At 64.1% G+C, this 23,745-nt stretch carries 24 protein-coding genes; 12 read left to right on the top strand and 12 right to left on the bottom strand.

Going from position 1 to position 23,745, the window contains the following annotated elements:
- Window positions 1–25: 25 nt before the first annotated feature.
- The gene (locus tag LPW30_RS06840; RefSeq protein WP_338018812.1) at window positions 26–1,975 is read right to left on the bottom strand and encodes a propionyl-CoA synthetase; all 1,950 of its coding nucleotides are present in this window, start codon (window positions 1,973–1,975) and stop codon (window positions 26–28) included.
- A gap of 190 nt (window positions 1,976–2,165) precedes the next feature.
- Complete coding sequence (locus LPW30_RS06835) at window positions 2,166–3,686, bottom strand: FAD-linked oxidase C-terminal domain-containing protein (RefSeq protein ID WP_025281537.1); 1,521 nt, start codon at window positions 3,684–3,686, stop codon at window positions 2,166–2,168.
- A 129-nt stretch (window positions 3,687–3,815) separates the two neighbouring features.
- On the opposite strand from LPW30_RS06835, the gene serS reads away from it, so the two are divergent.
- Both serS and LPW30_RS06825 read left to right on the top strand, forming a co-directional pair.
- Window positions 3,816–5,108, top strand: coding sequence for a serine--tRNA ligase (gene serS, locus LPW30_RS06830; RefSeq protein WP_239680393.1), 1,293 nt, complete (start codon window positions 3,816–3,818; stop codon window positions 5,106–5,108).
- A gap of 176 nt (window positions 5,109–5,284) precedes the next feature.
- Window positions 5,285–6,328 (top strand): thioredoxin family protein, encoded by a 1,044-nt coding sequence (locus LPW30_RS06825; protein ID WP_029762413.1) that lies wholly within the window; start codon window positions 5,285–5,287, stop codon window positions 6,326–6,328.
- On the opposite strand, the gene LPW30_RS06820 is transcribed toward LPW30_RS06825, so the two are convergent.
- The 4 genes from LPW30_RS06820 to LPW30_RS06805 all read right to left on the bottom strand — a co-directional run bounded on the left by LPW30_RS06820 (window position 6,329) and on the right by LPW30_RS06805 (window position 9,793).
- A complete protein-coding gene (locus LPW30_RS06820; protein WP_238624235.1) occupies window positions 6,329–6,694 on the bottom strand; it encodes a hypothetical protein in 366 nt (121 codons plus the stop codon). It abuts the gene before it with no gap.
- Window positions 6,695–6,834: 140 nt separating this feature from the next.
- On the bottom strand, window positions 6,835–7,518 hold the full coding sequence (locus tag LPW30_RS06815; protein ID WP_239680392.1) for a Spy/CpxP family protein refolding chaperone: 684 nt from the start codon (window positions 7,516–7,518) through the stop codon (window positions 6,835–6,837).
- A gap of 87 nt (window positions 7,519–7,605) precedes the next feature.
- Window positions 7,606–8,790, bottom strand: a complete 1,185-nt coding sequence (locus tag LPW30_RS06810) for a toxic anion resistance protein (protein WP_025281542.1) — start codon at window positions 8,788–8,790, stop codon at window positions 7,606–7,608.
- A gap of 64 nt (window positions 8,791–8,854) precedes the next feature.
- Window positions 8,855–9,793: a cobyrinic acid a,c-diamide synthase gene (locus tag LPW30_RS06805; protein ID WP_239680391.1), complete on the bottom strand. Its 939-nt coding sequence runs from the start codon at window positions 9,791–9,793 to the stop codon at window positions 8,855–8,857.
- Between the two features lie 480 nt (window positions 9,794–10,273).
- Here LPW30_RS06805 and LPW30_RS06800 point away from each other — a divergent pair, with 480 nt between their 5' ends.
- Window positions 10,274–10,753: a YbhB/YbcL family Raf kinase inhibitor-like protein gene (locus LPW30_RS06800; protein WP_025281544.1), complete on the top strand. Its 480-nt coding sequence runs from the start codon at window positions 10,274–10,276 to the stop codon at window positions 10,751–10,753.
- 103 nt (window positions 10,754–10,856) lie between these two features.
- Here LPW30_RS06800 and LPW30_RS06795 read toward each other — a convergent pair whose 3' ends face one another.
- Window positions 10,857–11,285, bottom strand: a complete 429-nt coding sequence (locus LPW30_RS06795) for a DsrE family protein (protein WP_025281545.1) — start codon at window positions 11,283–11,285, stop codon at window positions 10,857–10,859.
- 125 nt (window positions 11,286–11,410) lie between these two features.
- Here LPW30_RS06795 and LPW30_RS06790 point away from each other — a divergent pair, with 125 nt between their 5' ends.
- A complete protein-coding gene (locus LPW30_RS06790; RefSeq protein ID WP_025281546.1) occupies window positions 11,411–11,614 on the top strand; it encodes a hypothetical protein in 204 nt (67 codons plus the stop codon).
- Between the two features lie 15 nt (window positions 11,615–11,629).
- On the opposite strand, the gene LPW30_RS06785 is transcribed toward LPW30_RS06790, so the two are convergent.
- Both LPW30_RS06785 and LPW30_RS06780 read right to left on the bottom strand, forming a co-directional pair.
- Window positions 11,630–13,186, bottom strand: coding sequence for a GTPase family protein (locus LPW30_RS06785; protein ID WP_239680390.1), 1,557 nt, complete (start codon window positions 13,184–13,186; stop codon window positions 11,630–11,632).
- Complete coding sequence (locus LPW30_RS06780) at window positions 13,183–14,370, bottom strand: YcjF family protein (RefSeq protein ID WP_239680437.1); 1,188 nt, start codon at window positions 14,368–14,370, stop codon at window positions 13,183–13,185. Before LPW30_RS06780 ends, LPW30_RS06785 begins: the two co-directional genes overlap by 4 nt.
- Before the next feature lie 106 nt (window positions 14,371–14,476).
- Between LPW30_RS06780 and LPW30_RS06775 the strand changes: the two genes are divergently transcribed.
- The 3 genes from LPW30_RS06775 (at window position 14,477) to LPW30_RS06765 (ending at window position 17,427) form a co-directional block, all read left to right on the top strand.
- The gene (locus LPW30_RS06775) at window positions 14,477–15,829 is read left to right on the top strand and encodes a M48 family metalloprotease (RefSeq protein WP_239680389.1); all 1,353 of its coding nucleotides are present in this window, start codon (window positions 14,477–14,479) and stop codon (window positions 15,827–15,829) included.
- A 72-nt stretch (window positions 15,830–15,901) separates the two neighbouring features.
- Entirely contained in the window at window positions 15,902–16,585 is a 684-nt protein-coding gene (locus tag LPW30_RS06770) for a TVP38/TMEM64 family protein (protein ID WP_025281550.1), read from the top strand.
- Between the two features lie 122 nt (window positions 16,586–16,707).
- The gene (locus LPW30_RS06765) at window positions 16,708–17,427 is read left to right on the top strand and encodes a DUF3581 domain-containing protein (protein ID WP_274520676.1); all 720 of its coding nucleotides are present in this window, start codon (window positions 16,708–16,710) and stop codon (window positions 17,425–17,427) included.
- Between the two features lie 123 nt (window positions 17,428–17,550).
- Here the strand turns inward: LPW30_RS06765 and LPW30_RS06760 are convergent, their stop codons facing one another.
- The gene (locus LPW30_RS06760) at window positions 17,551–18,054 is read right to left on the bottom strand and encodes a disulfide bond formation protein B (protein WP_239680388.1); all 504 of its coding nucleotides are present in this window, start codon (window positions 18,052–18,054) and stop codon (window positions 17,551–17,553) included.
- 199 nt (window positions 18,055–18,253) lie between these two features.
- Here LPW30_RS06760 and LPW30_RS06755 point away from each other — a divergent pair, with 199 nt between their 5' ends.
- From LPW30_RS06755 to LPW30_RS06740, 4 genes are all read left to right on the top strand, one after another.
- A complete protein-coding gene (locus tag LPW30_RS06755) occupies window positions 18,254–18,787 on the top strand; it encodes a CBS domain-containing protein (protein WP_051582693.1) in 534 nt (177 codons plus the stop codon).
- A 9-nt stretch (window positions 18,788–18,796) separates the two neighbouring features.
- Complete coding sequence (locus LPW30_RS06750) at window positions 18,797–20,089, top strand: arsenic transporter (protein WP_238624241.1); 1,293 nt, start codon at window positions 18,797–18,799, stop codon at window positions 20,087–20,089.
- 40 nt (window positions 20,090–20,129) lie between these two features.
- On the top strand, window positions 20,130–20,612 hold the full coding sequence (locus LPW30_RS06745; RefSeq protein WP_025281555.1) for an arsenate reductase ArsC: 483 nt from the start codon (window positions 20,130–20,132) through the stop codon (window positions 20,610–20,612).
- Window positions 20,613–20,683: 71 nt separating this feature from the next.
- Window positions 20,684–20,998, top strand: coding sequence for a hypothetical protein (locus tag LPW30_RS06740; protein ID WP_025281556.1), 315 nt, complete (start codon window positions 20,684–20,686; stop codon window positions 20,996–20,998).
- 13 nt (window positions 20,999–21,011) lie between these two features.
- Here LPW30_RS06740 and mltF read toward each other — a convergent pair whose 3' ends face one another.
- The gene (gene mltF, locus LPW30_RS06735; RefSeq protein WP_420796954.1) at window positions 21,012–22,418 is read right to left on the bottom strand and encodes a membrane-bound lytic murein transglycosylase MltF; all 1,407 of its coding nucleotides are present in this window, start codon (window positions 22,416–22,418) and stop codon (window positions 21,012–21,014) included.
- A gap of 149 nt (window positions 22,419–22,567) precedes the next feature.
- On the opposite strand from mltF, the gene LPW30_RS06730 reads away from it, so the two are divergent.
- On the top strand, window positions 22,568–23,203 hold the full coding sequence (locus LPW30_RS06730; protein ID WP_025281558.1) for an arylesterase: 636 nt from the start codon (window positions 22,568–22,570) through the stop codon (window positions 23,201–23,203).
- 113 nt (window positions 23,204–23,316) lie between these two features.
- Here LPW30_RS06730 and LPW30_RS06725 read toward each other — a convergent pair whose 3' ends face one another.
- The gene (locus tag LPW30_RS06725) at window positions 23,317–23,583 is read right to left on the bottom strand and encodes a DUF4282 domain-containing protein (RefSeq protein ID WP_025281559.1); all 267 of its coding nucleotides are present in this window, start codon (window positions 23,581–23,583) and stop codon (window positions 23,317–23,319) included.
- Window positions 23,584–23,745 lie beyond the last annotated feature (162 nt).

The raw sequence follows: 23,745 nt of genomic DNA, 5'->3' as shown, positions 1-23,745 counted from the left end.
GCGCGGAGGGCAGTGGGCATGCCGGTTACCCCTTTTTTCCCTCCGCATACCCGATGCCCGTCAGGTTCTCCCGAATTTCATCCAGTATAGCCGGGTCATCGATGGTGGCCGGGGGCTGGAAGGGCTCGTTATCGGCGATCTTGCGCATGATGGCCCGCAGGATCTTGCCCGAGCGGGTCTTGGGCAGGCGCTTGACCACTGCCACCAGCTTGAAGGCCGCCACGGGGCCGATCTGGTCGCGCACCTGGGCCACCAGTTCCTTGCGCAGGCTCTCTTCATCCTGCTCCACGCCGCTCTTGATGACCACCAGACCCATGGGTAGCGACCCCTTGAGGGTATCCTGCACGCCGATGACGGCACATTCCGCCACCGCCGGGTGGGAGGCCAGCACCTCTTCCATGGCACCGGTGGACAGGCGATGGCCGGCCACATTGATGGTGTCGTCGATACGGCCCATCACGTACAGGAACCCTTCCTCGTCCAGGTAACCGGAGTCGCCGGTCAGATAGTAGCCGGGCTGGGCACTGAGATAGGCCTCCTGGAAGCGCTGGTCATTCTGCCACAGGGTGGGCAGGCAGGCCGGGGGCAGCGGCAGCTTGATCATGATGCGGCCCATCTGACCGGCAGGTATGGGCGCACCATGGTCGTCGAGGATTTGCACGTTGTAACCGGGCACGGGCTTGCCGGCGGTGCCGGGACGGATGGGGAACTGTTCAATACCCAGGAAGTTGGCGGCGATGGGCCAGCCCGTCTCTGTTTGCCACCAGTGGTCGATGACCGGACGCTCCAGGATCTCCTGAGCCCAGCCCAGGGTGTCGGGATCGCAGCGTTCACCGGCCAGGAACAGGGCCCGGAACTTGCTCATGTCGTAACGCTTGAGGTGCTCGGCCTTGCTGTCCTCTTTCTTGATGGCTCGAAACGCCGTCGGAGCGGTGAACATGACCGAGACTTCGTGCTCCTGAATCACTCGCCAGAAGGCACCCGGGTCTGGTGTACCCACGGGCTTGCCTTCGTACACGACCGTGGTGCAGCCGTAGAGCAGGGGGGCGTAAACGATATAGGAGTGTCCGACCACCCAGCCCACATCGGAGGCGGCCCAGAAGACTTCGCCGGGCTCCATGCCATAGATGTTCTTCATGCTCCAGTTCAGGGCCACGGCGTGACCGCCATTGTCCCGCACCACGCCCTTGGGTTTGCCGGTGGTGCCGGAGGTGTAGAGGATGTAGAGGGGGTCGGTGGCCTTGACGGGCACACAGGGGTGGGGTTCCACACCGTCGATGGACTCGTTCCATTCCAGGTCGCGACCCGCCGTCATCTCGCCCGGTCCCTGGGGGCGCTGCAGGACCACGCAATGGTCCGGCTTGTGTTCGGCCATCTCGAAGGCCTTGTCCAGCAGAGGCTTGTAGGGCACCACACGGTTGGGCTCGATGCCGCAGGAAGCCGCGACCAGCGCCTTGGGCTTGGCGTCGTTGATGCGTGTGGCCAACTCGTTGGAGGAAAAGCCGCCAAACACGACGGAATGGATGGCGCCCAATCGCGCGCAGGCCAGCATGGCCACCAGGGCCTCGGGGATCATGGGCATGTAGATGATGACCCGGTCACCCTTCTCCACCCCCAGGCGCGCCAGGCCGCCGGCAAACAGGGAAACCTGCTGCTGTAGCTGGGCATAGGTGATGGTCTGCTTGTTCTGGGTGACGGGGCTGTCGTAGATGATGGCCGCCTGCTTGCCCCGGCCGCTCTCCACATGCCGGTCCACCGCGTTGTAGCAGGTGTTCAGTTCACCACCGGCGAACCAGTGGTAAAAGGGCGCCTTGCTGTCATCCAGCACCTTGTCATACGGCTTGTACCAGTCGATCCCTTCGGCGGCTTCACCCCAGAAACCCTCCGGATCATTGACCGAGCGGTTATAAACCTCTGCGTAACCCATGACTCGCTCCTGCTGTGCTTGTCCCCCATCAGGGGGGGTGATGGCCACGTTCTGGTGGGTGGCCTTTTCGATGGTGAGCCCGTGAAGGGCCTGGTTCGTATCTCGTCAAGGCATGACCTTAGAGGATTTGGCGAATGTGTCAACAATTTCCGGGGGGTGTTGCGAGTATGGGCGCATGATGGGCCAATCCGGACCATGCATGTGGGTCATGTGTCGACTCCCGAATCCCGGTGCTTTGTCAGAATCGGGGCAGGTCAGGGAAGGGTAGCTGCCCTCGATGCACGTGCATGGCACCGAATTCGGCGCAGCGGTGCAAGGTGGGCACCGCCTTGCCCGGATTGAGCAGGCCCTGGGGATCAAAGGCCGCCTTCACCGCGTGAAACTGGGTGAGCTCCGCAGGCTGGAACTGCACGCACATCTGGTTGATCTTTTCGATGCCCACGCCGTGCTCGCCAGTGATGGTGCCACCCACCTCCACGCACAACTCCAGGATCTGACCGCCCAGCTCTTCGGCTTTCTCCAGTTCGCCCGGCTGGTTGGCATCGAACAGGATCAGTGGGTGCAGGTTGCCATCCCCGGCATGAAACACGTTGGCCACCCTGAGTCCGTAGGCCTTTGACAGGTCGGCAATCCCGCCCAGCACTTTGCCCAGCTGGCGCCGGGGGATGGTGCCATCCATGCAGTAGTAGTCCGGCGAGATACGCCCAACAGCAGGGAAGGCGGCCTTGCGGCCGGCCCAGAAGCGCATGCGCTCGGCCTCGTCGGTGGCGGTGCGCACCTCGGTGGCTCCGGCCCCGAGCAGCAGTTCGCGCACCTCGTGCACCTGCTCGGAGACTTCGGCGTCGGTACCATCCAGCTCACATAGCAGGATGGCCGCTGCGTCCACCGGATAGCCGGCATGGACGAAGTCTTCGGCTGCACGGATGGCGTCGTTGTCCATCATTTCCAGGCCACCCGGGATGATTCCCTGGCCGATGAGGGCGGCCACGGCTTCGCCAGCCACCTGGGGGTTGTCGAAGGCGGCCATGAGTACCTGGGCGCGCTCGGGTCTGGGCAGCAACCGGACCGTGACCTCGACAATGATGCCCAGCATGCCCTCCGATCCGTGGATGAGAGCCAGCAGGTCATATCCCGGGCTGTCCAGGGCCTCGGACCCCAGGGTGACCAGGTCGCCTTCAATGGTGAGCATTTTCACCGCCACCACGTTGTGCACGGTCAGGCCGTACTTGAGGCAATGCACGCCGCCGGAGTTCTCGGCCACGTTGCCGCCAATGGAGCAGGCAATCTGCGAGGAGGGGTCGGGGGCGTAGTAGAGCCCGTGGGGGGCAGCCGCTTCGGAGATGGCCAGGTTGCGCACCCCGGGCTGAACTCGGGCGAGTCGCTTGACCGGGTCCAGATCGATGATCTCGTTGAAGCGCGCCAGGCTCATGAGCACGCCATTGGGGAAGGGCAGGGCGCCGCCGGAGAGCCCGGTGCCGGCGCCGCGAGCGGTGATGGGAATGCCCCGCTCCCGACAGATGGCCAGGGCCTGCCGGGCCTGATCCAGGTCGTGGGGGATGATCACCGCCAGCGGCAGTCGCCGGTAGGCGGACAGGCCATCGCACTCGTAGGGTCTCAGGTCTTCTTCTTCGTGGAGGACGGTGTCCGCCTGCAGGGCCTGCTCCAGCGCCTTGATGAGATCCGCCTTCGCTTGTGGGCTGACGGTAGGGTGAGGATCGGGGTAGAGCGGATCCTTGGGAGTCTGGGGTTGAGCGGACATGAAACCCTCCTCACGAAGACATTGCATGGAGTGTCCTACCCCCGGCCCGTGCGGTCAATCGCCAAGGGACCCTGTGCTACCATCCCCTCAGTTTTCATCCACCTTTTTCCTGATCCTGGATACGGACGCATGCTCGATCCCAAGACCCTCAGAAATGACCTGGACACCATCGCCGCCCGCCTGGCGCGCCGGGGCTTTGCGCTGGATACCGATGCCTTCAATCGCATGGAGACCGCCCGCAAGGAATTGCAGGTGCGCACCCAGGAGTTGCAGAACGAGCGCAACACCCGTTCCAAGGCCATCGGCCAGGCCAAGGCGCGGGGCGAGGACATCGAGCCCCTGAAGGCGGAGGTGTCGCGTCTGGGAGATGAACTCAAGGACTGCGAAAGGCGCCTGGGTGAACTGCAGCAGGAACTGTCGGACTTTATGATGGGCATCCCCAACCTGCCCCACGAGAGCGTGCCCCAGGGGGATGATGAGGATCAGAACGAGGAGGTGCGTCGCTGGGGTGAGCCCCGCGCGCTGGACTTCGAGCCCCGGGATCACGTGGACCTGGGGGCGCCCCATGGCTGGATGGATTTTGACAGCGCGGCGCGCATCAGCGGCAGCCGCTTTGCGGTGATGCGCGGTGCCATGGCCCGGCTGCACCGGGCGCTGATCCAGTTCATGCTGGACGTGCACACCCGGGAGCATGGCTATCAGGAAGTCTATGTGCCTTACCTGGTGAATGCCGATAGCATGCGGGGCACGGGGCAGTTGCCCAAGTTCGCGGCGGATTCCTTCCGGATGGCCGATGATCCGGGCTTTTACCTGATTCCCACGGCCGAGGTGCCGGTGACCAATCTGGCCCGGGACAGCATCCTGTCCGCCGAGCAGGTGCCGGCCCGGTTCGTGTGTCACACGCCGTGCTTCCGCTCGGAGGCGGGTGCCTATGGCAAGGACACCCGGGGGCTGATCCGCCAGCATCAGTTCGAGAAGGTGGAGATGGTGCAGCTGGTGCCCGCGGGTGATTCCTGGCGTGCCCTGGAGGAGTTGACCGGGCATGCCGAGAGCATCCTGCAGCGTCTGGAACTGCCCTATCGGGTGGTCACCCTGTGCACGGGGGATCTGGGTTTCTCGTCGGCCAAGACCTACGATCTGGAGGTGTGGTTGCCGGGGCAGAATGCCTATAGGGAAATCTCCTCCTGCTCCAATTTCGAGGATTTCCAGGCCCGGCGGATGATGGCCCGCTATCGTAACCCGGAGACGGGCAAGCCGGAGTTGCTGCATACGTTGAATGGGTCGGGTCTGGCGGTGGGCCGCACCTTGGTCGCCGTGGTGGAGAACGGTCAGGATGCCGAGGGGCGCATCCATATCCCTGAGGCATTGCAGCCTTATATGGGTGGGCTGAGTGTGCTGGATCCTGGGGTGGGGGCCGGCTGATTCCGCGGGTATCGCCTTCTCCTTGGCACGCGGCTCCTTCGGTTGGCTTCAGGGTGGGGGCCGGAGACTGGTGTGGCTTCGATGGGTCGTCATCGTGGGGTGTTGTGAGGAGTCTTGCCGCGGACGATTGAAGGGTGATGGTTTGCCGCACTGATGGGCATTCGAAGGAGTGGACGATGAGGCATTGTTTATCGCGACATCGATTGACGCTGGCCGGATGGCTTTGCGGGCTCCTGGTGGCGTTCCTGGGCCTTGGGGCACCGGCGGTGGCGAAGGATCAGCCTCCCATTGATGACACGCCGCGCCTGATCGGTCTGCAGCATCCCCACTGGTTCGAGCTCTCCCTGCTGGATCTGCGGGAGGATCTGGAGAGGGTGCGGGAGCAGGGCAAGCGGGCCTTGGCCGTGTACGTGGGTATGGATGACTGTCCTTATTGCGAGGCCCTGTTCGAGGTCAATTTTGCCGAGCCGGACATCGTTGAATACACGCGGCGGCATTTCAATGTGGTGGGGCTGGATGTGCTGGGCAGCCGCGAGATGACCACGCTTGAGGGTGAGTCCATGACGGAGCGGGAGTTCGCCGTGGGCAAGGGGCTGAATTTCACGCCTGCCTTCATCTTCTATGAGCCGGACGGCACACCGGTGTTTCGTCTGCGCGGGTATCACTCACCTTATCGTTTCCGCGCCGCGCTGGAATACGTGGCCGATGGTCACTACGAGAACGAGACCTTCCGCGAGTATCTGGCTCGCGCGGATCCACCGCCAAGATTCGATCCGGATGATCTGAATCACCAGGATTTCTTTGCCCCCAAGCCCTTCGCCCTGGATCGCTCACGCATCCCAGCCGACCGCCCGCTGGCGGTGTTTTTCGAGCAGGGGGAGTGTCACGCCTGCGACATTCTGCATACCGAGCCGCTGGGCGACGAGCAGGTGCTGGAGTTGCTGGATCTGTTCGAGGTGGTGCAACTGGATATGTGGTCGGAGGAAACGCCGGTACGCACGCCGGACGGCCGTTCCATGACGGCCCGCGCCTGGGCGGAGGATCTGGGCCTGTTCTACGCACCCACGCTGATCTTCTTTGACGAGGCGGGTGAGGAGATCATCCGCATCGATTCGGTGGTGCGGCTGCACCGGCTGCGTTCGGTGCTGGAATACGTGCTCACCCGGGGGTACGAGGACTATCCCACCTACCAGCGCTGGCGGATGGAACAGGGCGGCTGATCAGTCGCGGTCGTCCCGGTCCACGGGGGGATCAATGCGAGGGGGTCCCGCCCGCTTCTGGGAGACCAGTTGCGCCACCAGGTGGGCGATGCCGGTCATGAAGGCCACCATGAAGAACAGCGCCAGCATCGGGATGCCGGCGATCACGAACAAGAAACCCAGGGGCGAGACCTGGATCAGCCAGGCTCCCAGGGCAATGAGCATCCAGCGCCCGGCAAAGGTCCCGCAGTGGTCCCGGCACCAGGCTGCTCGGGCCAGTCTCTCTTCGGGCGTGGCCTTGGGCATGTCCTTGAGGTGCCAGGGGGCGAGCAGGTAGGCCAGCACGGTATGGTGGACTGGCGAATTCTTTGGGTCGGTCTGATTCATGGTGCTGCTCGCAAAGGGGCCGGTGGGCAGGTCACGGAGCATTCAGGTTATCACGCGGGCCTGTTGCGATCCGACAGGGCAGCGCTGGAACGGGCGGGCCGCGTGGAGGCGGCCCGCCCGATGAAGCCTGGAGGTGGTGACTATCGCCCCATGCCGGGCTGGTCCAGACCGCCAGCCGGGGGTGGCTCAAGGCCGCGTCCCTGTCCAGGGGGCTGTTGGTTCAGGCCTCTACCCTGGCCCGGGGGTTGCTGGTCCAGTCCCCGACCCTGGCCCGGCGGTTGGTCGAGGCCACGGCCTTGCCCCATGCCGGGCTGGCCCATGCCGGGTTGAGGCCGGGTCCCGTCTTGATCCTGCCAGCGCGTCCACTCCCGGGCGGTGGGTGAGTTATCGAGGATGTCCCGTTGCCCGCGGTCCAGGGATCGGTACAGTGCCCGTGCGGCATTTCGAGCCTCCCGGGCCTCTTCCAGCCGCACTTGGGCCATCGAGACGCGCGTTTCCATGCGACTCAGGAAATCCGTCTCCTGCATGGCTTCGCGGCGCTGGGATCGATCCTCAGGGGTCTGACGAGGTCCCATGTGCTGGACGAACTCGTTCCACAGGGCCCGTTGCTCATTGTCGAGATCGAGGGACGCCTCCAGTTGCTCAATACCCCGCTGCCCCGGCGCCATGCCGGGCTGCTGCATGCCCCCCTGTCCCATTCCGGCCTGAGCCAGGGTCACGGGCTCATCGGCCTGGAGCGGAGCGGCCAGGCCAGCCATCAGCACTGCCGTGGCAACGCCCACATACAGGGCCGTCGAGCGATTGTGATTCGATCGTTTCATCATGCAACCTCCGAGAAAAGATCTTGAAAAGGGCCGCTCCCACCGGGACACGCCTTTGCACCATGGCCTTTGCCCCGACACGGGTCAACCTCAAATGGCCTGGTCCACCCGTGCGGAATCGCCCTTGTCCATGCGCTCGATGGCCTCGTTGCCCTGCTGGGCCAGGGCATCCAGGCGATCGATCTGCGCATCCAGCTTGGGCAGGGCCTCCTGACGGTAACGGGATACCTCATCGATGGCCCCCACCACGTCCTCGAAGGCTTCCTCCAGCTTTTCCATGTCCAGCATGGTCGAGGCGGCCCGGTTCTGGATTTCCACCCCCTGGGTGCGCAGTGCGTGGGCCGTGCCGGCAATCATGTCCGAAGTGGTGGTGTTGATGGCCTCCACCCGGTCCAGTACCAGGCGCTGGTTGGCCAGGGCCATGGCCACGGTGACGGCCACATTCAAGGCGGACACGGTGACGTTGATGGCCCGGTCCACGCCGCGCATCAGCTCCCGGTTATTGCGGATCACCACCTCAAGAGACAGGATGCCCTGCTGGCTCACCGCCAGTTGCTGCTGCAGATCCACCACCCGCTGGCGCAGCGGGAAGAGCAGTTCTTCGTCCACAAACCGCTTGCGACCGTCATCCTCCGGAAGTTGCCGGGATTTTTCGCTGAGACGCCGATCAATCAGGCGCCCCAGGGCGATCTGTCGCTTGAGCTGCTCCAGGCTCTCGCGCAAGGATTTCTGGTCGTCGCTGAGGGTGAGGTTGTCCCGGTGAAGCATGTCCTTGCCTGATTCCAGATCCTTGATGATGGCATCCAGCGCCTCCTGGGCCGTCTCGAACTTGTGGAAGTACCGCTGCAGGGGCGTGCCTACCCCTGGCAGGCGGGACAGCATGCGTTTCAGGCCGCTGGCACCGAGATTGTGTCGGCGTGGATCCAGATCCACCATCCGGTCGCGCAGATCCAGCAGCGACTTGGCCACCGGACCACCCTCGTCGCCCTGATGGGCCAGTTTGCGGATGGGGGCCTGCAGCATCTGGCTGCGATGGGCCGCCTGGCGCTGGATATTCAGCCCCATCTCATCCACCGCCTGACGGTGGCGATGGTCTGGTGTTTCCTTCGGTTCGCCTCCCAGCACCTGATCGAGGAAACGGTCCGCCAGGGCATTCAGTTCCGGATCATCCGTCACCGTTTCCGGATCGCTCTCCTTTTTCACCTGGGACTCGATCTCCTCGGTGGTGGGCAGCGAGAGATTCAAAGGGTCGGAATCATGGCGGCTGACGTTCATCTCGGGCCTCGGCTAGGGACTGCGGCGTGAATGCCCATGATACGCATGCGGCAGCCCGGGTTCACTAACCCTTGCGACCGTAGTGGTGGGCCTTTTCCACGAATTGGCGCAGATCCTCCATGGCCTGTTCGGCGGCCACCGAGGCGCGGGGGCGGTCGGTGTTGACGGCGGACACAGCCACGGCGGCATCGTCCAGGGCGGTGATGGCGGCCTCGTTGCGGGCACCCAGGTCGCGCAGGCGGGTTTCGGTTTCCTGCACCAGTTCCAGGCGTCGCTCCAGGGCGCGCCGTTCCTCGTCGCTCATATGGGACTCCCGATCCAGGCGGCCCCGTACATGATTCACGTCCACCCCTCGTACGCCGCGTGCCACCGAGGCCATGGTGTTCAGGTTGTCCACTGCGGTCCAGGAGACTTCCCGGACCAGCTTGAGGGAGCGTTCGAAGGTCAGTTCACGTTCGTCGAACTTGCCCTCAAGCACCTCGTTCACGTGGGCGTAGCGGGTATAGATGCGATCCACCTGGCTGGCCAGATCTGGCCGCCGTGCCTTCAGCAGAGCGCCCTTGGTGTCGCACAGGGCTCGCACCAGTTCATCGGCACCCACCGGCGGTTGCTCCGGATCCAGAATGGCCAACCCGGCTTCCCTTGCCTTGTGTTCCAATGCCGCCCGCTCCCGCTGCGCCGCCGCCTCCTGCTCGGCCTCCTGACGTCGCTCGGCGCGTCGCCGAAGCCACCCACGCCAGGACCGCTCCGCCGGGATGGCCACGAAGATGGCCAGCAGCCCCGCTACCCAGCCACCCAGGGTGGGACCAAAGCCGCCAAACAGGGAAGTGACCCAGAGGATGAAGGCGATGAAGGGGATGATGAGCCAGTAGCGCAGCATCACATGCCAGCGGGTGGGGTTCTCCAGAGGCACGGCCATGCGTGGCTCGATCAGTCCGATGATCAGCCAAGGCAGGCAGGAGATGAACAGCCCGTAGGCAAAACCTTGCAGGAATCCCAGCATGGGGTCAGTCTACTATTTCCAGCAGCCAAAACGGAGTCCCTGAACGGAAGCCGGACCCGCTGGAACATCCCGCGTGGGACCGGCCCCCGGCTGCGAAGCCCATGTCGGGGATGACTCCTGTGGTGATCCCGGGCCCCCATTCGCGGGCAGGCCCGCTCCCACAAAAAATCACCACCAACCACTGGGAGTTTCTGCCTCTTTTTTCTTTTTTCCAAGAGCCACCTGAGTGTCCGGGCCTCGGCGGGGTGGCATGTCTGGGAGCGGGTGTTCGCCGCATGGATGCGGCGGTCAAGCCTACAGGGAGGTATTCACGGCGTCCCGCGGACAGGCATGCCACCCCGCCGAGGCCTTGCCCGGATGCTGAACCCAGGGAAGAGGCGAAAAGGGGTCTGTCCCCGTTTTGAGTTTTGTTAGACTCGGGTGGGGAAGAGCCATGCCTGGGGCATTCTCGCGCCGGGCTCACGCAACAGGAGGGAATCCATGGGTTTTGCACTGTCCGACATGCAACTGACCAGCCCCGCCTTTTCCCAGGGCGGCGCCATCCCCAGCCGGCATACCGGGGAGGGCGAGGATGTCTCGCCGGCGCTGGCCTGGAGTGGTGCTCCTCAGGGCACCAAGGCCTTTGCCGTCATCTGCCACGACCCCGATGCACCACTGATTTCTCCGGGTGGTACCTACGGCTTCGTCCACTGGGTGCTCTACAACATCCCAGGATCAGTGGCCCGATTGCCCGAGGGGGTGGAGGAATACACCAGCGGCGCCACCGATTTCGGCCGTACCGGCTATGGGGGCCCCATGCCGCCCGAGGGGCACGGCGTGCATCAGTATTACTTCTGGGTGCTGGCGCTGGATCGGGAAATGGATCTGCCGGAGGGACTCACCCTGTGGCAGTTGCTGGAGAAGATCGAGCCGGCCGTGATCGGCATGAATCGGCTGGTGGGGACGTATCAGCGCGGCTGACCCCATCGCCTGCATTGGCATTTTCAAGCGCCAGGGATTGCCACAAAAAAGGCCACCCCGGTTACGACCGGGGTGGCCTTTGAGGCGGGTCCGACCTGTCGCCTTAGAATGTCATGAAGCGGGCGTCATCAAACATCAGTTCGCCCATTTGCGGCGGGGTGGCCACGCCAACACCGTCGATCAGGTCATCCTTGGTGTAGTCACTGTTGGGAAGGAACAGGGCGCAGACCTGCACGCTGGCAGCGCCACGCATGACGTTCTGCATGATCTGCTGGGGAGTGGCGTCGGCGCCCTTCATGGTGGGGCCTTCGTAGGAACGGGTGGCCAGTTCGCCGCCCTTGTCGCACAGCAGTACATGCAGTTCGGCACCGCGCTCTACAAGCTGCCCGGACAGGATCATGGCCATTGCCTGGGTCTGAGGCTGGTCGGTGGTGACGGTGACCACCACGCGGTTGCTGTCAGCCGCGGCAGCCAGAGGAATCATGGCCAACAGCAGGGCCAGGGAAATGATGCCGGTCTTGAGATGCTTCATGGTCAGCAATACTCCTGTTTGCGAATGACGATGAACACCATATCATCAAATTCTAATGTTTGTCTCCCGTTGAGCGGGATGGAATTCACAGTTCCGGCATACGCAGCCGGCGGAGCCTTGTATCCATGGTCAAATTTCTCACCCTGCTGATCCTGCTGGCCTTCGCCTGGTGGCGCTTCAAGCGCTGGTGGCGAGTGCGGCAACTCAAGGCGCAGGGGCAGCCGGTGCCTGAGGAGACGGGTATCCGGCCGATCACCCTGCTCAGCATCGTCCTGCTGGGCGTCTACGGCGGCTTCCTGCTCTGGCATCTGTTCGGGCAGCCCCAATGAGGTTATGACGGGACATCAGCGCGAGCGCATCCAGCGCCGTGTGACCTCGGCCCCGGCGCGAGCCGTCTGCTTCAGCACCCTTTTCCATTCCCCCGGCGAGGCCTTGAGCAGGATGCGCATGGCACGGCCCCGCTGCGCCCGATCCAGCTGGCCATTGACCCGGTCCCATATGGCGTCGACGTTGTAGGCCTTCTCCCGGGTATCCAGCCGAGCCGGAATGGTGGATTCCACGGACACGCCCAGATCAGTGGAAATCACCTCCATGGCGCGGCGTATTGCCTGCGCCTTGGGGCGCGTGGGAGCCTGCAGCTCATAGGGAGGCTCCCACTCCCGCGGCGGCGACAGGCGATCCACGTGGCTCAGGATGACCAGGATCGGGGGCAGGATGCGGCGCGGGTCGGCGGCAAAGCGCTGTCGCAGGTGCTCCAGTGCCCGTCCATCCAGGGCCCGATCGGCCCGGTGGGCATCCACCACCCAGAGGATGCAGTCGCTCTCGCAGAGTGTGTCCACCAGGGCATCAATGCCCTCCCTGTCCTTGAGTCCCGGGGTGTCCACGAGCACCGCCTCGGGCAGACCATCACGCTCCAGCAGATAGCCGTTGGCCTCATGAGTGCTGGGGAGTACATCCACACCGGCAGCCACCCGGTCAAGCAGACAATTGACCAGGCTGGATTTACCTGCGTTGGCCTGACCGGCCACCATGATGCGGATGGGCCCCCCCTTGTCCGCCAGAGCCACGCCCGGCCCCATGGCCTGCATGGCCGCGGCTTCGTCCAGTTGTTCGGTATCGATGCGCAGCCGCCCGGAATACAGTTCAATGGCGGCGCGGCCCACTTCCTCCACCCAGATGCGGGCACCGCGCCGTCGCAGATAATCCCCGGCCTCACCCATCATCATGGACACCATGCGTTCCCGGGCCTCGGCCATCACGGCGCCCAGGGGATTGACCAGTCGGGCCGCCCGGTACACCCGCGTGGCACCGCGAAACCAGCGCATGCTGGTGCTGGCAGCCGGCTGAAAGTCCCACAATCGCATCAACTGACTGGCGCGGATCATGTGGGAGCCAGGCACCTTGTCCAGCATCACCCGGCGCAGGCGCACGCTCACCCGCTCGGTGAGCAACAGCGCCTCGGGTACGGTGAAACGCCACATGGGGTGGCGTTCCTCCGGGTGATAGTGGCGGGCCACCTGCTCGATGGTTTGCCGGCCGGCCAGCAACAGCAGGCGGTAATCGCCGACGATATGGGGGTCTGAGTCGGCCGCGATCTGTTGCACGCTTTGCCAGGCGGCCATGTCCCGGGGGGACCAGTCCGCATCCGGTGCCGAGACCGCGCCCTGATCCTTGTCATCGCTGATGGCATCCACGCGCTCGGCCCGCCGTTGCAGCCACAGGGACAAGGTGTATCCGACCAGTCCCAGCCCGGTGGCGATGCCCAGCCAGATCAGGAGCCAGCCCTGCTGCCACAGCCAGAAGGCCCCCAGGGGGATCAGGATCAGAAAGGGCAGGGTGGCGGCGGCAAAGGCTGCGGCCAGGGCGCCCCAGCGGGTCCAGAGCGTGCCGGGCCGGGTCATGAGTGGGGTCCTCCCGAGGGCGGGGATGGGTTAAGCCCGTTTTGTCGCCGGAACAGGGTGTGAGCCTCCTTGAGGGCGCCATTGAAGGCCTCGGACACACCCTCGGGTGTATTCACACCCATGCGCACCTGTTCCAGGTAATAGCAGGCGGCGCGCCCCAGCGCGTAGGTGACGGCGGCGCTGGCCGCTCCCGCCACCGCCGCCCCCGCAGCCTGACCATACACCGGGATCAGCTTGCCCAGTTGCCGGGCGGCGAACCCGGCCCCCAGGCCCAGCAGGGTGCCCGAGCCCAGGGAGGCCATGAAGGCCTTGAGCGTGGGCCGATCCCAGGTGAGGGCATAGAATTCCCCGATGCTGTGCAACATCTTGCCCTGCAGGGTGGGTACGGTGACCATGCCTACCACGGGCACCATGTCGGTGACCCCGGCAGCGGTGGCATAGCCCAGTATGTGCGGGCGGATGCGGGCCTGGCGGCTGTCGCGAGCGTTGCGTGCCAGTTCCCGGATCAGGCCGGCGCGCCCGGCACTGCAGGCCGCCTCCAGGGCGTCCAGCAGGGCATCAAGGCCGTAGTCCGGGTCACTGAAGTCGTCCTCCGGGCGGGTGAGGTCCACGGCCACCTGGTGGAATGGCCCGTGGCCCGGCAGTTCACGGAAGGCCCGCGCCTGGGTTTCCATGGAGCGCCGCAGATCCTCAAGGTCGGGGTCACGGGCCAGGGCTTCAGGCCCTGGATGATCCCGGTCATCCGGGTAGCCGTCATGCAGGCGGGTCTGCACCAGCACGATGGCCCAGTCCGGATGGCGGCGGCGCACCTGCCTGAGCACCCGCAGGAGGGTCTCCTGCTGTGGGTCCATGGCCCGTGCCACAGCAATCACCGCATGGGCGCCCCGTTCCACCACGGCCAGATCATCGCTGGGGTCGTAACCCGCTTCCTCCAGGCCGCGCGTATCCAGAAACCGCACCACCGGGACATCCGCCGGGAACTCATGGATGCGCGAGGCCCGGGTGCACGGCTCAAAGGCGTTGCCGATCTCCACCCCGGGGTCGCCAGTGACACTGCGCACAATGGAGCTCTTGCCCGATTGCACCTTGCCCAGCAGCCACAGTACCGGGGCCCGGGCACGGGCCTGGGTACGGATGTCGGCCGCCAGGCCCGGATCCGGTTCGGGTTTGAGTACGGCGTCCATGAAGCGTCGCCATGGGGTGGTGGGTTTCAAGACTTGGGAACCTCCGCATCCAGGAGTAGACTCAGATTTTACATCCCTACCCGCAAGCACCCGGAGAGATTGCATCATGGACGCCCACCCAGGTAACCGTATCCTCCAGCGCCGCATGACCCGGCGTGACTTCCTGTGGCTCATGTCCGCCGCCTCCGCCGGTGCGGTGGTGGTACCCCAGTTGCAGGGCTGCGCAACCGATCCGGTCACCGGCCAACAGCGTCTCATGCTCATGTCCGAGCAGGAAGAGATCAATATTGACAGGCAGCACTCGCCGCACCAGTTCTCCAACGACTTCGGGTTGTTGCGCGACGATCGGGTGAACCGCTACGTGAGCGAGGTGGGCACTTCCGTGGCCGAGGTCTCCCATCGTCCCCACATGCCCTACAGCCACAATGTGGTCAATGCCAACTATATCAATGCCTACACCTTTCCCGGGGGCACCATGGCCTGCACTCGCGGCATCATGGTGGAAATGGAGGACGAGGCACAGCTGGCTGCCCTGCTGGGTCATGAGACCGGCCACGTCAATGCCCGGCACACGGCGCGACGCCAGACCACCGGCTTGCTGGCCTCCCTGGCGCTGGGAGGGCTTGGCATTGCTGCGGCCCAGTCCGAGCAGCTCTCCGGATACAGCAATCTCATCTACGCCGTGAGCGCGGTCGGCGCCACGGCGCTGCTGGCCCACTACAGCCGCCAGAACGAGCGTGAGGCAGACGATCTGGGGCTGCAGTACATGGCCGAGGCGGGCCAGAATCCCCAGGGAATGGTGGATCTCATGGACATGCTGCGCTCCATGTCCGACCGTCAGCCCAATGCCCTGGAAACCATGTTCTCCACCCATCCCATGAGCCAGGAGCGCTTTGATACCGCCCAGCGTGAGGCCCGGTCCCGTCATGGCGATGCCATGGATCGCAACGTGCGGCGCGAGCGGTACATGGACAATACCCGTGACCTGCGCCGCATCAAGCCGGCGATCAAGGAGATGCAGGCAGGAGAGGAGCGTCTGGCCCGGGAACAGCCCCGGCAGGCCGAGGAGCACTTTGCCAAGGCCCTGCGCCAGGTGCCGGACGACTATCCCGGCCTGGTGCTCATGTCCAAGGCCAAGTCGGCCCAGGGGCAACATCAGGAGGCCCGGCGCTATCTGGAACAGGCGCGGGCGGCCTACCCCGAGGAGGGACAGGCAGTCCATCTCAGTGGCATCAATCAGCTGGCACTGAATCGGCCAGAGGCCGCCCTGGATCATTTCCAGCAATACGAGCGCATGCTGCCCGGCAATCCGAACACGATCTTCCTCAAGGGGGTGGCCCACGAGGGTATGCAAAACCGCCAGGCGGCTGCCCGGGAGTATCAGCGTTTCGTTCAGCAGGTGGGCACCCAGACCCCGCAGGGTCGGTTTGCAGCCCAGCGCCTGGAGGCGTGGCAATAGGTCATTGCTTGACGTGGCCCGCTTGTCGCGGAGGGGGGGAGTGGGTAGTTTTGGTGGATGAACCCATCATCCGTGACTGATCGAAAGCCGCGTCGTCACCCCCTCGCCCGTCCGCGCCTGTGGATCCTGATCATCCTGGTCGTGACCGGGCTGGTGCTGGCCGCCTGGCAGCCCATCTCCCTGGATGCCCTGCTGGACTGGGGCCACGCCATGAGTGCCAACCCCCTGGTGGCCGTGGGCATCATCCTGCTCCAGGCACTGCTGCTGGCTGCGGCCCTGCCAGGTACCCTCATGCTCTGGGTGGTGGCCCCGGTCTATGCACCGCCGGTGGCTGCCTTGATCCTCACCTGCGGCAGCGTGCTCGGTGCCCTGGGGGCCTACATGGTCGCCCGGCGCCTGCGGGGCGCCCACCCCGAAGAGGTCGACCATGGGCGGGTGCTGAATTTGTTGCGGGAGCGCGGGGATCTGCTCACGCAACTGACCCTGCGGGTGACGCCCGGATTTCCCCATTCGGTGGTCAACTACGCCGCCGGTATGCTGCATTTGCCCTTGAAGACCTTTCTGGTGGCGGCGGTGATCGGCCTTGGGGTCAAGTGGATGGTGTATGCCGCGGCCGTGGATGCCTTGGTGGATGTCGGTACTGGCGCCGAACCTCTGGGCCTGGAGTCGGTGGCCCCGCTATTGGTGCTGGCCCTGTTCCTGGGCATCGGCGCAGTGGCCCGACACCTGTTCCTGCGCCACCGCGGCCGCCGGTGATTCAGTATCCACATGACACTGACCATGCCCGGTCATGCAGGGAACTGGCTTTGGACTCAACGGGCTTAGTAGAATCCACCGGCTTTGCAGCATCACAACCCACATCCCGGGAGATTGACCCCTTGCCTTCCTACCTTGACGAATTTCACGCCCGTGACAACGGGGCTGTCCGAGTCACGCCGGATCAGGCCAGCCGCTTTGCCAAGGAGGTGGCCGGGGACTTCAATCCGATTCACAATCCGGATGCCAAGCGCTTCTGTGTGCCGGGTGACCTGCTGTTCTGCCTGGTGCTCAACGAATATGGCGTGAGTCAGCGCATGAGCTTTCGCTTTACCAACATGGTAGGCCCCGACGTGGCGCTGCGGTTCTCGCCCTCCGAGGAGTCCAGCCTTGCCATCCAGGATGAAGCGGGCAAGACCTATCTGGAAGTGGAGCGGGAGGGTGAGCCCTCCACGGACCCCCAACTGATCGAATCCCTCACCCGGGACTATGCTGCGTTTTCCGGCCAGAATTTTCCTCACATCCTGGTGCCGCTGATGAAACAGCATGGCGTGATGGTCAACCCGCAGCGCCCGCTGGTGTTCTACGACAGCATGTCCTTTGCCTTTGATCAGTGGCCGGCACCGGCCCCGAGCCTGCGCTTTGCCAACGCCGAGCTGGTGGTGAACGGCAAGCGCGGCGACGTCGCCCTGGATTTCGATCTGCTGGCGGATGAGAAGGTGGTGGGGAGTGGTCGCAAGAAGCTGGTCATCTCCGGTCTGCGCCCCTTTGAACAGGCGGTGATGGATGACCTGGTGCGTCAGTACGATGGCTGGAAGTCGGACTATCAGTCCAGAGGGTAAGCACTTTGCATCGCTGCTTGGTGCAGCATCGGGCGCGGGTTGCCGGCCGCCTGCGCTCTGGTTGTGCTTCCAGGCAGGCCCGAAGAGGCTGGGCCCTGACTGCTCCAGCCTCCCCGGAAGCGGTCAGAACTGTTGTCGCGACCGCCACAGGGCCCAGATGGCCAGTCCAATGACCAGCAAATGGCCCACAACCGCCGCATTGGCCAGGGTGATGCCCAGGACCTGAGGTCCCATCTCGTCACACATGCCCGTGGCCATGAACAACGTGGGTGCCTGGTCCCCCAGCCACTCCACAAGGCGTTCGATGGGTCCCGGTTCAACGCCCACGCAGGAAAACCCCAGATCCGCGGGCTGGCGTTCCAGCCAGCTCTGATAGCCAGCCGCCCCCAGCCCCGTGCCCGCTGTCGCGACCACCAGCACGCCCAGGATCATGCCGGGCAAGGCGGCCCCGAATAGAACGCCGCCCAGGGCCAGTGCCGTCAGGACCATGAAAATCAGTCTCTGGAAGATGCACAGATGACACGGGTGAAGATTGAAGAACTCGGTCAGAACAATGCTCAGGCTGGCCGCCAGGGCACAGAGCAAGGCTATCGCGAGCCAGAGGGGGCGAACCGCCGGTGTGAACATGTGGAGTCTCTCATGGTTTGCGTGAACATATGCGGTTGATGAGATATATCGCAGAGCGTATGCTTCATGAGCAATGTCATTCTCCTGGAGGCGCTCATCATGACCGAAGTGACCGGATTCGATCCACCCTTGTGCTGCTCGCGAGTGGGGGGTGGAGCTCTGGACGAGACCTGCGATTGAGAATGAAGAGGCATTGCTGATGCGCATACGCGATTTAATGACCGCGGATCCCCGGCAGATCCACGCGGATACACCCATCCCCGAGGTGGCTCGCCTGATGGTTGAGCATCGCATCAACGGCGTGCCAGTGGTGAGTGGGGAAGGGCATCTGGAGGGCATCGTCACCACAGGCGATCTCACCCATCGGCTGGCCGATGAGCGCATCGAACAACGGGAATCCTGGTGGAAGGAGTCCTACTATCGGTCGCCCATCGGTGGCGCCCGGGACGAGGGCCCGAATCGCGCCAGCGGTCGCACCGCCGGTGAGGTGATGACCCGCAAACTGGTCACACTGGGCCCCGATGACGACATGACCCTGGCGGCCCGCATGTTTCTGGAACATGGAGTACAGGCCCTGCCGGTGGTGGAGGGAGAACGCCTCGTGGGAATCATCTCCCGATTCGACCTGTTGGCCTGCCTCGCGGAAGACCCGGGGTGTTGCAATCCTTTCCGGGGGGGGAGGGCCGACCATGTGTCCCAGGACACAGACCCGGATGAACCAACCGAACCTTAGGACACTTTCATGCTCCTCACCGCCCTGACGATCTTCATCGCCACCATCACCCTCGTCATATGGCAACCCAAGGGCCTGGGCATCGGCTGGAGTGCCATGGCCGGCGCCGCGCTGGCCCTGGCCACCGGTGTGGTGCAGTTCTCCGACGTGCCCATCGTGGTGGACATCGTCTGGAATGCCACCCTGACCTTCGTCTTCATCATCATCATCTCCCTGTTGCTGGACGAGGCCGGGTTCTTTGAATGGGCGGCCCTGCACGTGGCCCGTTGGGGCGCGGGCAGCGGCCCCAGGCTGTATGCCTTCATCATCCTCCTGGGGGCCGCCGTGGCCGCCATGTTCGCCAATGACGGCGCCGCCCTGATGCTCACACCCATCGTGCTGGAGATGCTGCTGGCGCTGGGGTTCTCCGCCGGGGCGGCCTTTGCCTTCGTGATCGCCGCCGGTTTCATCGCCGACACGGCCAGTCTGCCCCTGGTGATCTCCAATCTGGTGAACATCGTTTCTGCCGACTTCTTCGGGATCAGTTTCCGTGAATACGCCTCGGTGATGGTGGTGGTCAACCTGGTCTCGGTGGCCGCGTCCCTGGCCGTGCTCTATCTGTTCTTCCGCAAGCAGATCCCGCGCACCTATCAACTGGCCGGGCTGCGTACGCCCCAACAGGCCATCAAGGACCCGGCCGTCTTCAAGGCCGGTTGGGGTGTGCTGGCCCTGCTGCTGTTCTCCTTTCTTGTGATCGAGCCCATGGGGGTGCCCATCTCCGCCATCGTGGGTGTGGGCGCTGCGGTGTTACTGGCCGTGGCCGCCCGGGGGCGGGCCATCTCCACCCGGCGGGTGGTGGTCAGTGCCCCCTGGCAGATCGTGATCTTCTCCATTGGCATGTACCTGGTGGTCTACGGTCTGCGCAATGCCGGACTCACCGCCGATATTGCCGGGGCATTGAACTGGATCGGTCAGTACGGCGTCATGGCCTCCGCTGTGGGGACCGGGTTCATTGCCGCTTTCCTCTCCTCAATCATGAACAACATGCCGGCCGTGATGGTGGTTGCCTTGTCCATCGACGAGGCCCAGGTGACCGGTGTCATCAAGGAGGCCATGATCTATGCCAATGTGGTCGGCTCGGATCTGGGCCCCAAGATCACGCCCATTGGTTCCTTGGCCACGCTGCTGTGGCTGCATGTGCTGGCGCGCAGGGGCATCCACATCACCTGGGGGCAGTACTTCAAGATTGGCATCATGATCACGCCGCCGGTGCTGCTGGTGACCCTGCTGGCCCTGGCTGGCTGGCTGAGCATCATTCGCTGATACCCCTGTCCCGTTCCATTGGTCACGAGAGTAACGCTCCATGAACCTGCTGTTTCTGTGTACCGGGAATTCCTGCCGTTCCATCCTGGCCGAGGCCACCTTCAACGCCCTGGCCCCCGAGGGCTGGCAGGCCATGAGTGCCGGCAGTCAGCCCACCGGGGCGGTCCATCCCCGCTCCCTGGCCTTGCTGGAGCGGGAGGGCATTCCCACCCTGGGGCTTCACAGCAAATCCTGGGAAGATCTGCCTCAACCCCCGGACGTGGTGGTCACGGTCTGTGCCAGCGCGGCCGGGGAGACGTGTCCGGTGTACCTGGGATCGGCCCTGCGCACCCACTGGGGTGTGGATGATCCGGCCAAGGCCACCGGCACAGAGGAGCAAATCAACGCCTCCTTTGAACAGGCCTACCGCACCTTGAGGCATCGCATCGAGGCGTTCCTGGCGCTGGGGCGGGATCATCCGGTGTTGCAAGATCCGGACGCCCTCAAGGCGGTTCTGGATCGCATCGGGGAACAAACCCCCTGAGGCAGGGGTCCATTGCACAAAGGTGCACGAAGCGATAACGTCACCAACTTGCCACCTGTGAGGCCTCATCCATGCTTGACCGCATCCTTGCCAGACACTCGATCGACCGCCAGCAGTTCCAACTGGGGGCACTGGTACTGTTCACCGGGCTGGTGCTCACGCTGCAGAACCCGGATGCGCGGGACTCGGCCGCGGAGCTGATATCCCACGTGGAGATGCCTTCCCTGTCCAACATCATGGAAATGCGCCCCAGCGGCCCGCCGCCGTGGATGGACAGCGATCAGTTCCTGATGGAAGACGCCGAGGAGATCCAGCCGGCGCTGGCGACGCTGGATCGGGATCAAGCCGTTCCTGCAGGGGATCTTCGGGAGCGCCCGCAGCGTTAAGGGGCGACGTGTTTCAGTCGAACGCCTGACTCAATACGTCGCGGTAATTGCGAATGCGCTGCACGAAATGCACCGGCTCGTAACCCCGCGCGTAGCCATATCTCAGTTGAGGGTAATACCGCTCATCCGAGAGTAGTGGCAACACCTCCCGCATGTCGGACCAACTGTCCGGGTCCTTCCCCAGGTCCCGGGCCAGTTGGCGGGCATCCAGGAGATGGCCGCGACCCACGTTGTAGCTGGCCAGGGCCAGGAAGAGGCGATCAGGTTCCGGGATATGCTCTGGCAGCCGCCGGTGGCGGTCCTCCAGATAACGCGCTCCCGCCAGGATACTCTGCTCGGGATCCAGCCGATTGGTGACGCCCAGGGAGCGTGCGGTGTTCTGTGTAAGCATCATCATGCCGCGCACGCCGGTGGGGCTTCGGGCATTGGGGTTCCAGTGGGACTCCTGATAGGACAGGGCCGCCAGCAGGTCGGCTGGCATGTCGGTTTCCTCCTCAGCGGCCAGGAAAAGCTCCTTGTACTCAGGCAGGCGGTCCTCGATGCGCCGGTTCAGTGCTCGCAAGTCCACGAAATCGAACTCAGTGATGTAGGCGTAATGGCGCCGCTCCATGCGATCAATGGCCTCATCACCCTCCCGGCTGTTCATCCACCCAAAGGCCTGTTCCGCCAGCTCCGTGGCTCCTCCAGCCAGGTACCAGCCCAGATTCTGCCCCTCGCTGAGATCCATGGCCACGCTCAGTGATGGCATGAATCGGCGATTGACCTTGACGATGTTGGAGTCGGCCACAGTGCATTGCAGGGCCTTTTCCGCGACTTCTCCCAGCAGTCGCTCGGTGCCCTTGTTCACTTCCTGAAAACTGAGCCCCTCGTGATCGCTCGCCAGCGTCCGCAGCCGCTCGGCATAGCTGGAATCCGCTGTCACTGCGATTTCCACGTTGGCCAGATCCGCGTTCTGGCGGGGCTTGCTGGCAAGATCACGATGGCAGACCACCTGTTGAGTGACCTCGGTGTGAGCCGGACCCCGTTCAAAGCGCTGGTTGCGGGATTCCAGGTGCGTCAGCCCCGAAGCAGCCAGATGGGCCTTGCCGGCCTCCAGTGCCTCGATCACCTGGGCGGTGGAGTCGACCACCATCCAGTCCACCTCCCATCCATGGGCCTTGGCAAAATCGGTCACCAGGTCATATTCAGGGCCGCTGGGGCGCTCGTGACGGTCCAGGTAGTAGGTGGTGGGACCATTTCGGGTCACCACGACCAACACCCCGGATTCGTCCGGATGGACCTGGGCGACCCCGGAACCCCGCTCACAGCCGCTGAGCAGCCAGGGGAGCAGGCACAGGAGGATCAGAGCAGTGAGCAATCGTCTAATGTGAAAGGAATCCATCAATTCTCTTCGCTCCAATGACAGGGATCTTTCGGTCAGACACCGCGTGGGCGGAGGCTTTTCCGAGCTTAAGACTATACTTAATCTGAAGATTTTGCGCAGATCCAGGCCAGTTGATCCGGGGGATTCGAGCCTCGATCAAAGCGCCTGCCATGAGACACTCAACCCATATCCTCAGAGGGGTTTTCATGCTGTCCGGATACCGTCGTGCCCCGTGGTCACTGATGCTGGTGGTGTGCCTGTTCGTGCTGGGGGCCTGCTCCCCCCGGCCGGAGCCCCTGCTGCTATTGCCGCCGGATGCCGTGATCCTGGCCTTTGGTGACAGCCTGACCTACGGCACCGGGGCTCCGGCGGGAGCCAGTTACCCGTCCCATCTGGCGCGGATGACCGGTCTTGAGGTGATCAACGCAGGCGTGCCCGGCGAGGTGACCACTCAGGGGCGGGCGCGTTTGCCCGGGTTGCTGGATCAGTATCAACCGGATCTGCTGATCCTGATCCACGGTGGCAACGACATGCTGAGGCGGGGCGACAGCGAACACAAGCGGCAGAATCTGGAGGCCATGATCTTCACGGCTCGCGAGCGGGACATCCAGGTGGTGATGGCGGCCGTGCCCACACCGGCCCTGTGGCGGCTCAGTGGTGCCCAGGTGTACCAGGATCTGGCCGATGAACTGGGCGTGACCCTGGAGGGTGACGCCCTGGCCTATATTCTTTCCCGGGATTCCCTCAAGGCGGATCCCATCCATCCCAACGCCGAGGGCTATCGCATCCTGGCGGAGCGAGTCCATGATCTGCTCCGGGAGGCAGGCGCGTTGATCAACTGAAGTATCAAACAGCTTCGGGTGCGAGGTGATAGTGTGGCACACACATCCCGGGCATGAGAGGGCAGGGAGATACCCAGTGCCTCGCCGTTGCCGAGGCACTGGGGGCGTGGAGTTCAGGTCCGGGTGTCTGGGCCTGGACTCGAGTCAGGCTTTCTGGCGATCTCCGAGAGCCGGTCGTGAATGCTGAACAGGACCAGCATCAGTTCACAGGTGATGCGCCAGAACACCACGCCCAGCACCAGCATCAAAACCCCGGCGAAGAAGTTTTGACCGAACATGGTCCCCAAGGCGCTGACCACGATGGCGGCCACACCGATCCAGAAAATGATATGGATGAAGGGCGGGGTGATCATCTTGCGAAACAGCAGATAGTCATTCATTGGTGTCACTCCCCTTAAGGTTCTTCCTGAAACGAACCGGCGCGCGCACGCCGATCCATGAAAGCGGTCGAATGCCGCGGGGCAGCCCGGCGCCCGCTCCGAACGAACGCGATCCCCCTTGAAAGTATAGTGGGTTGACAGCAAGACGCTGCCAACGCGGTG

It is taken from the genome of Ectothiorhodospira variabilis (genome assembly GCF_022227625.1).
GTDB lineage: Bacteria > Pseudomonadota > Gammaproteobacteria > Ectothiorhodospirales > Ectothiorhodospiraceae > Ectothiorhodospira > Ectothiorhodospira haloalkaliphila.
This window is presented reverse-complemented; position numbering and strand designations above follow the sequence as displayed.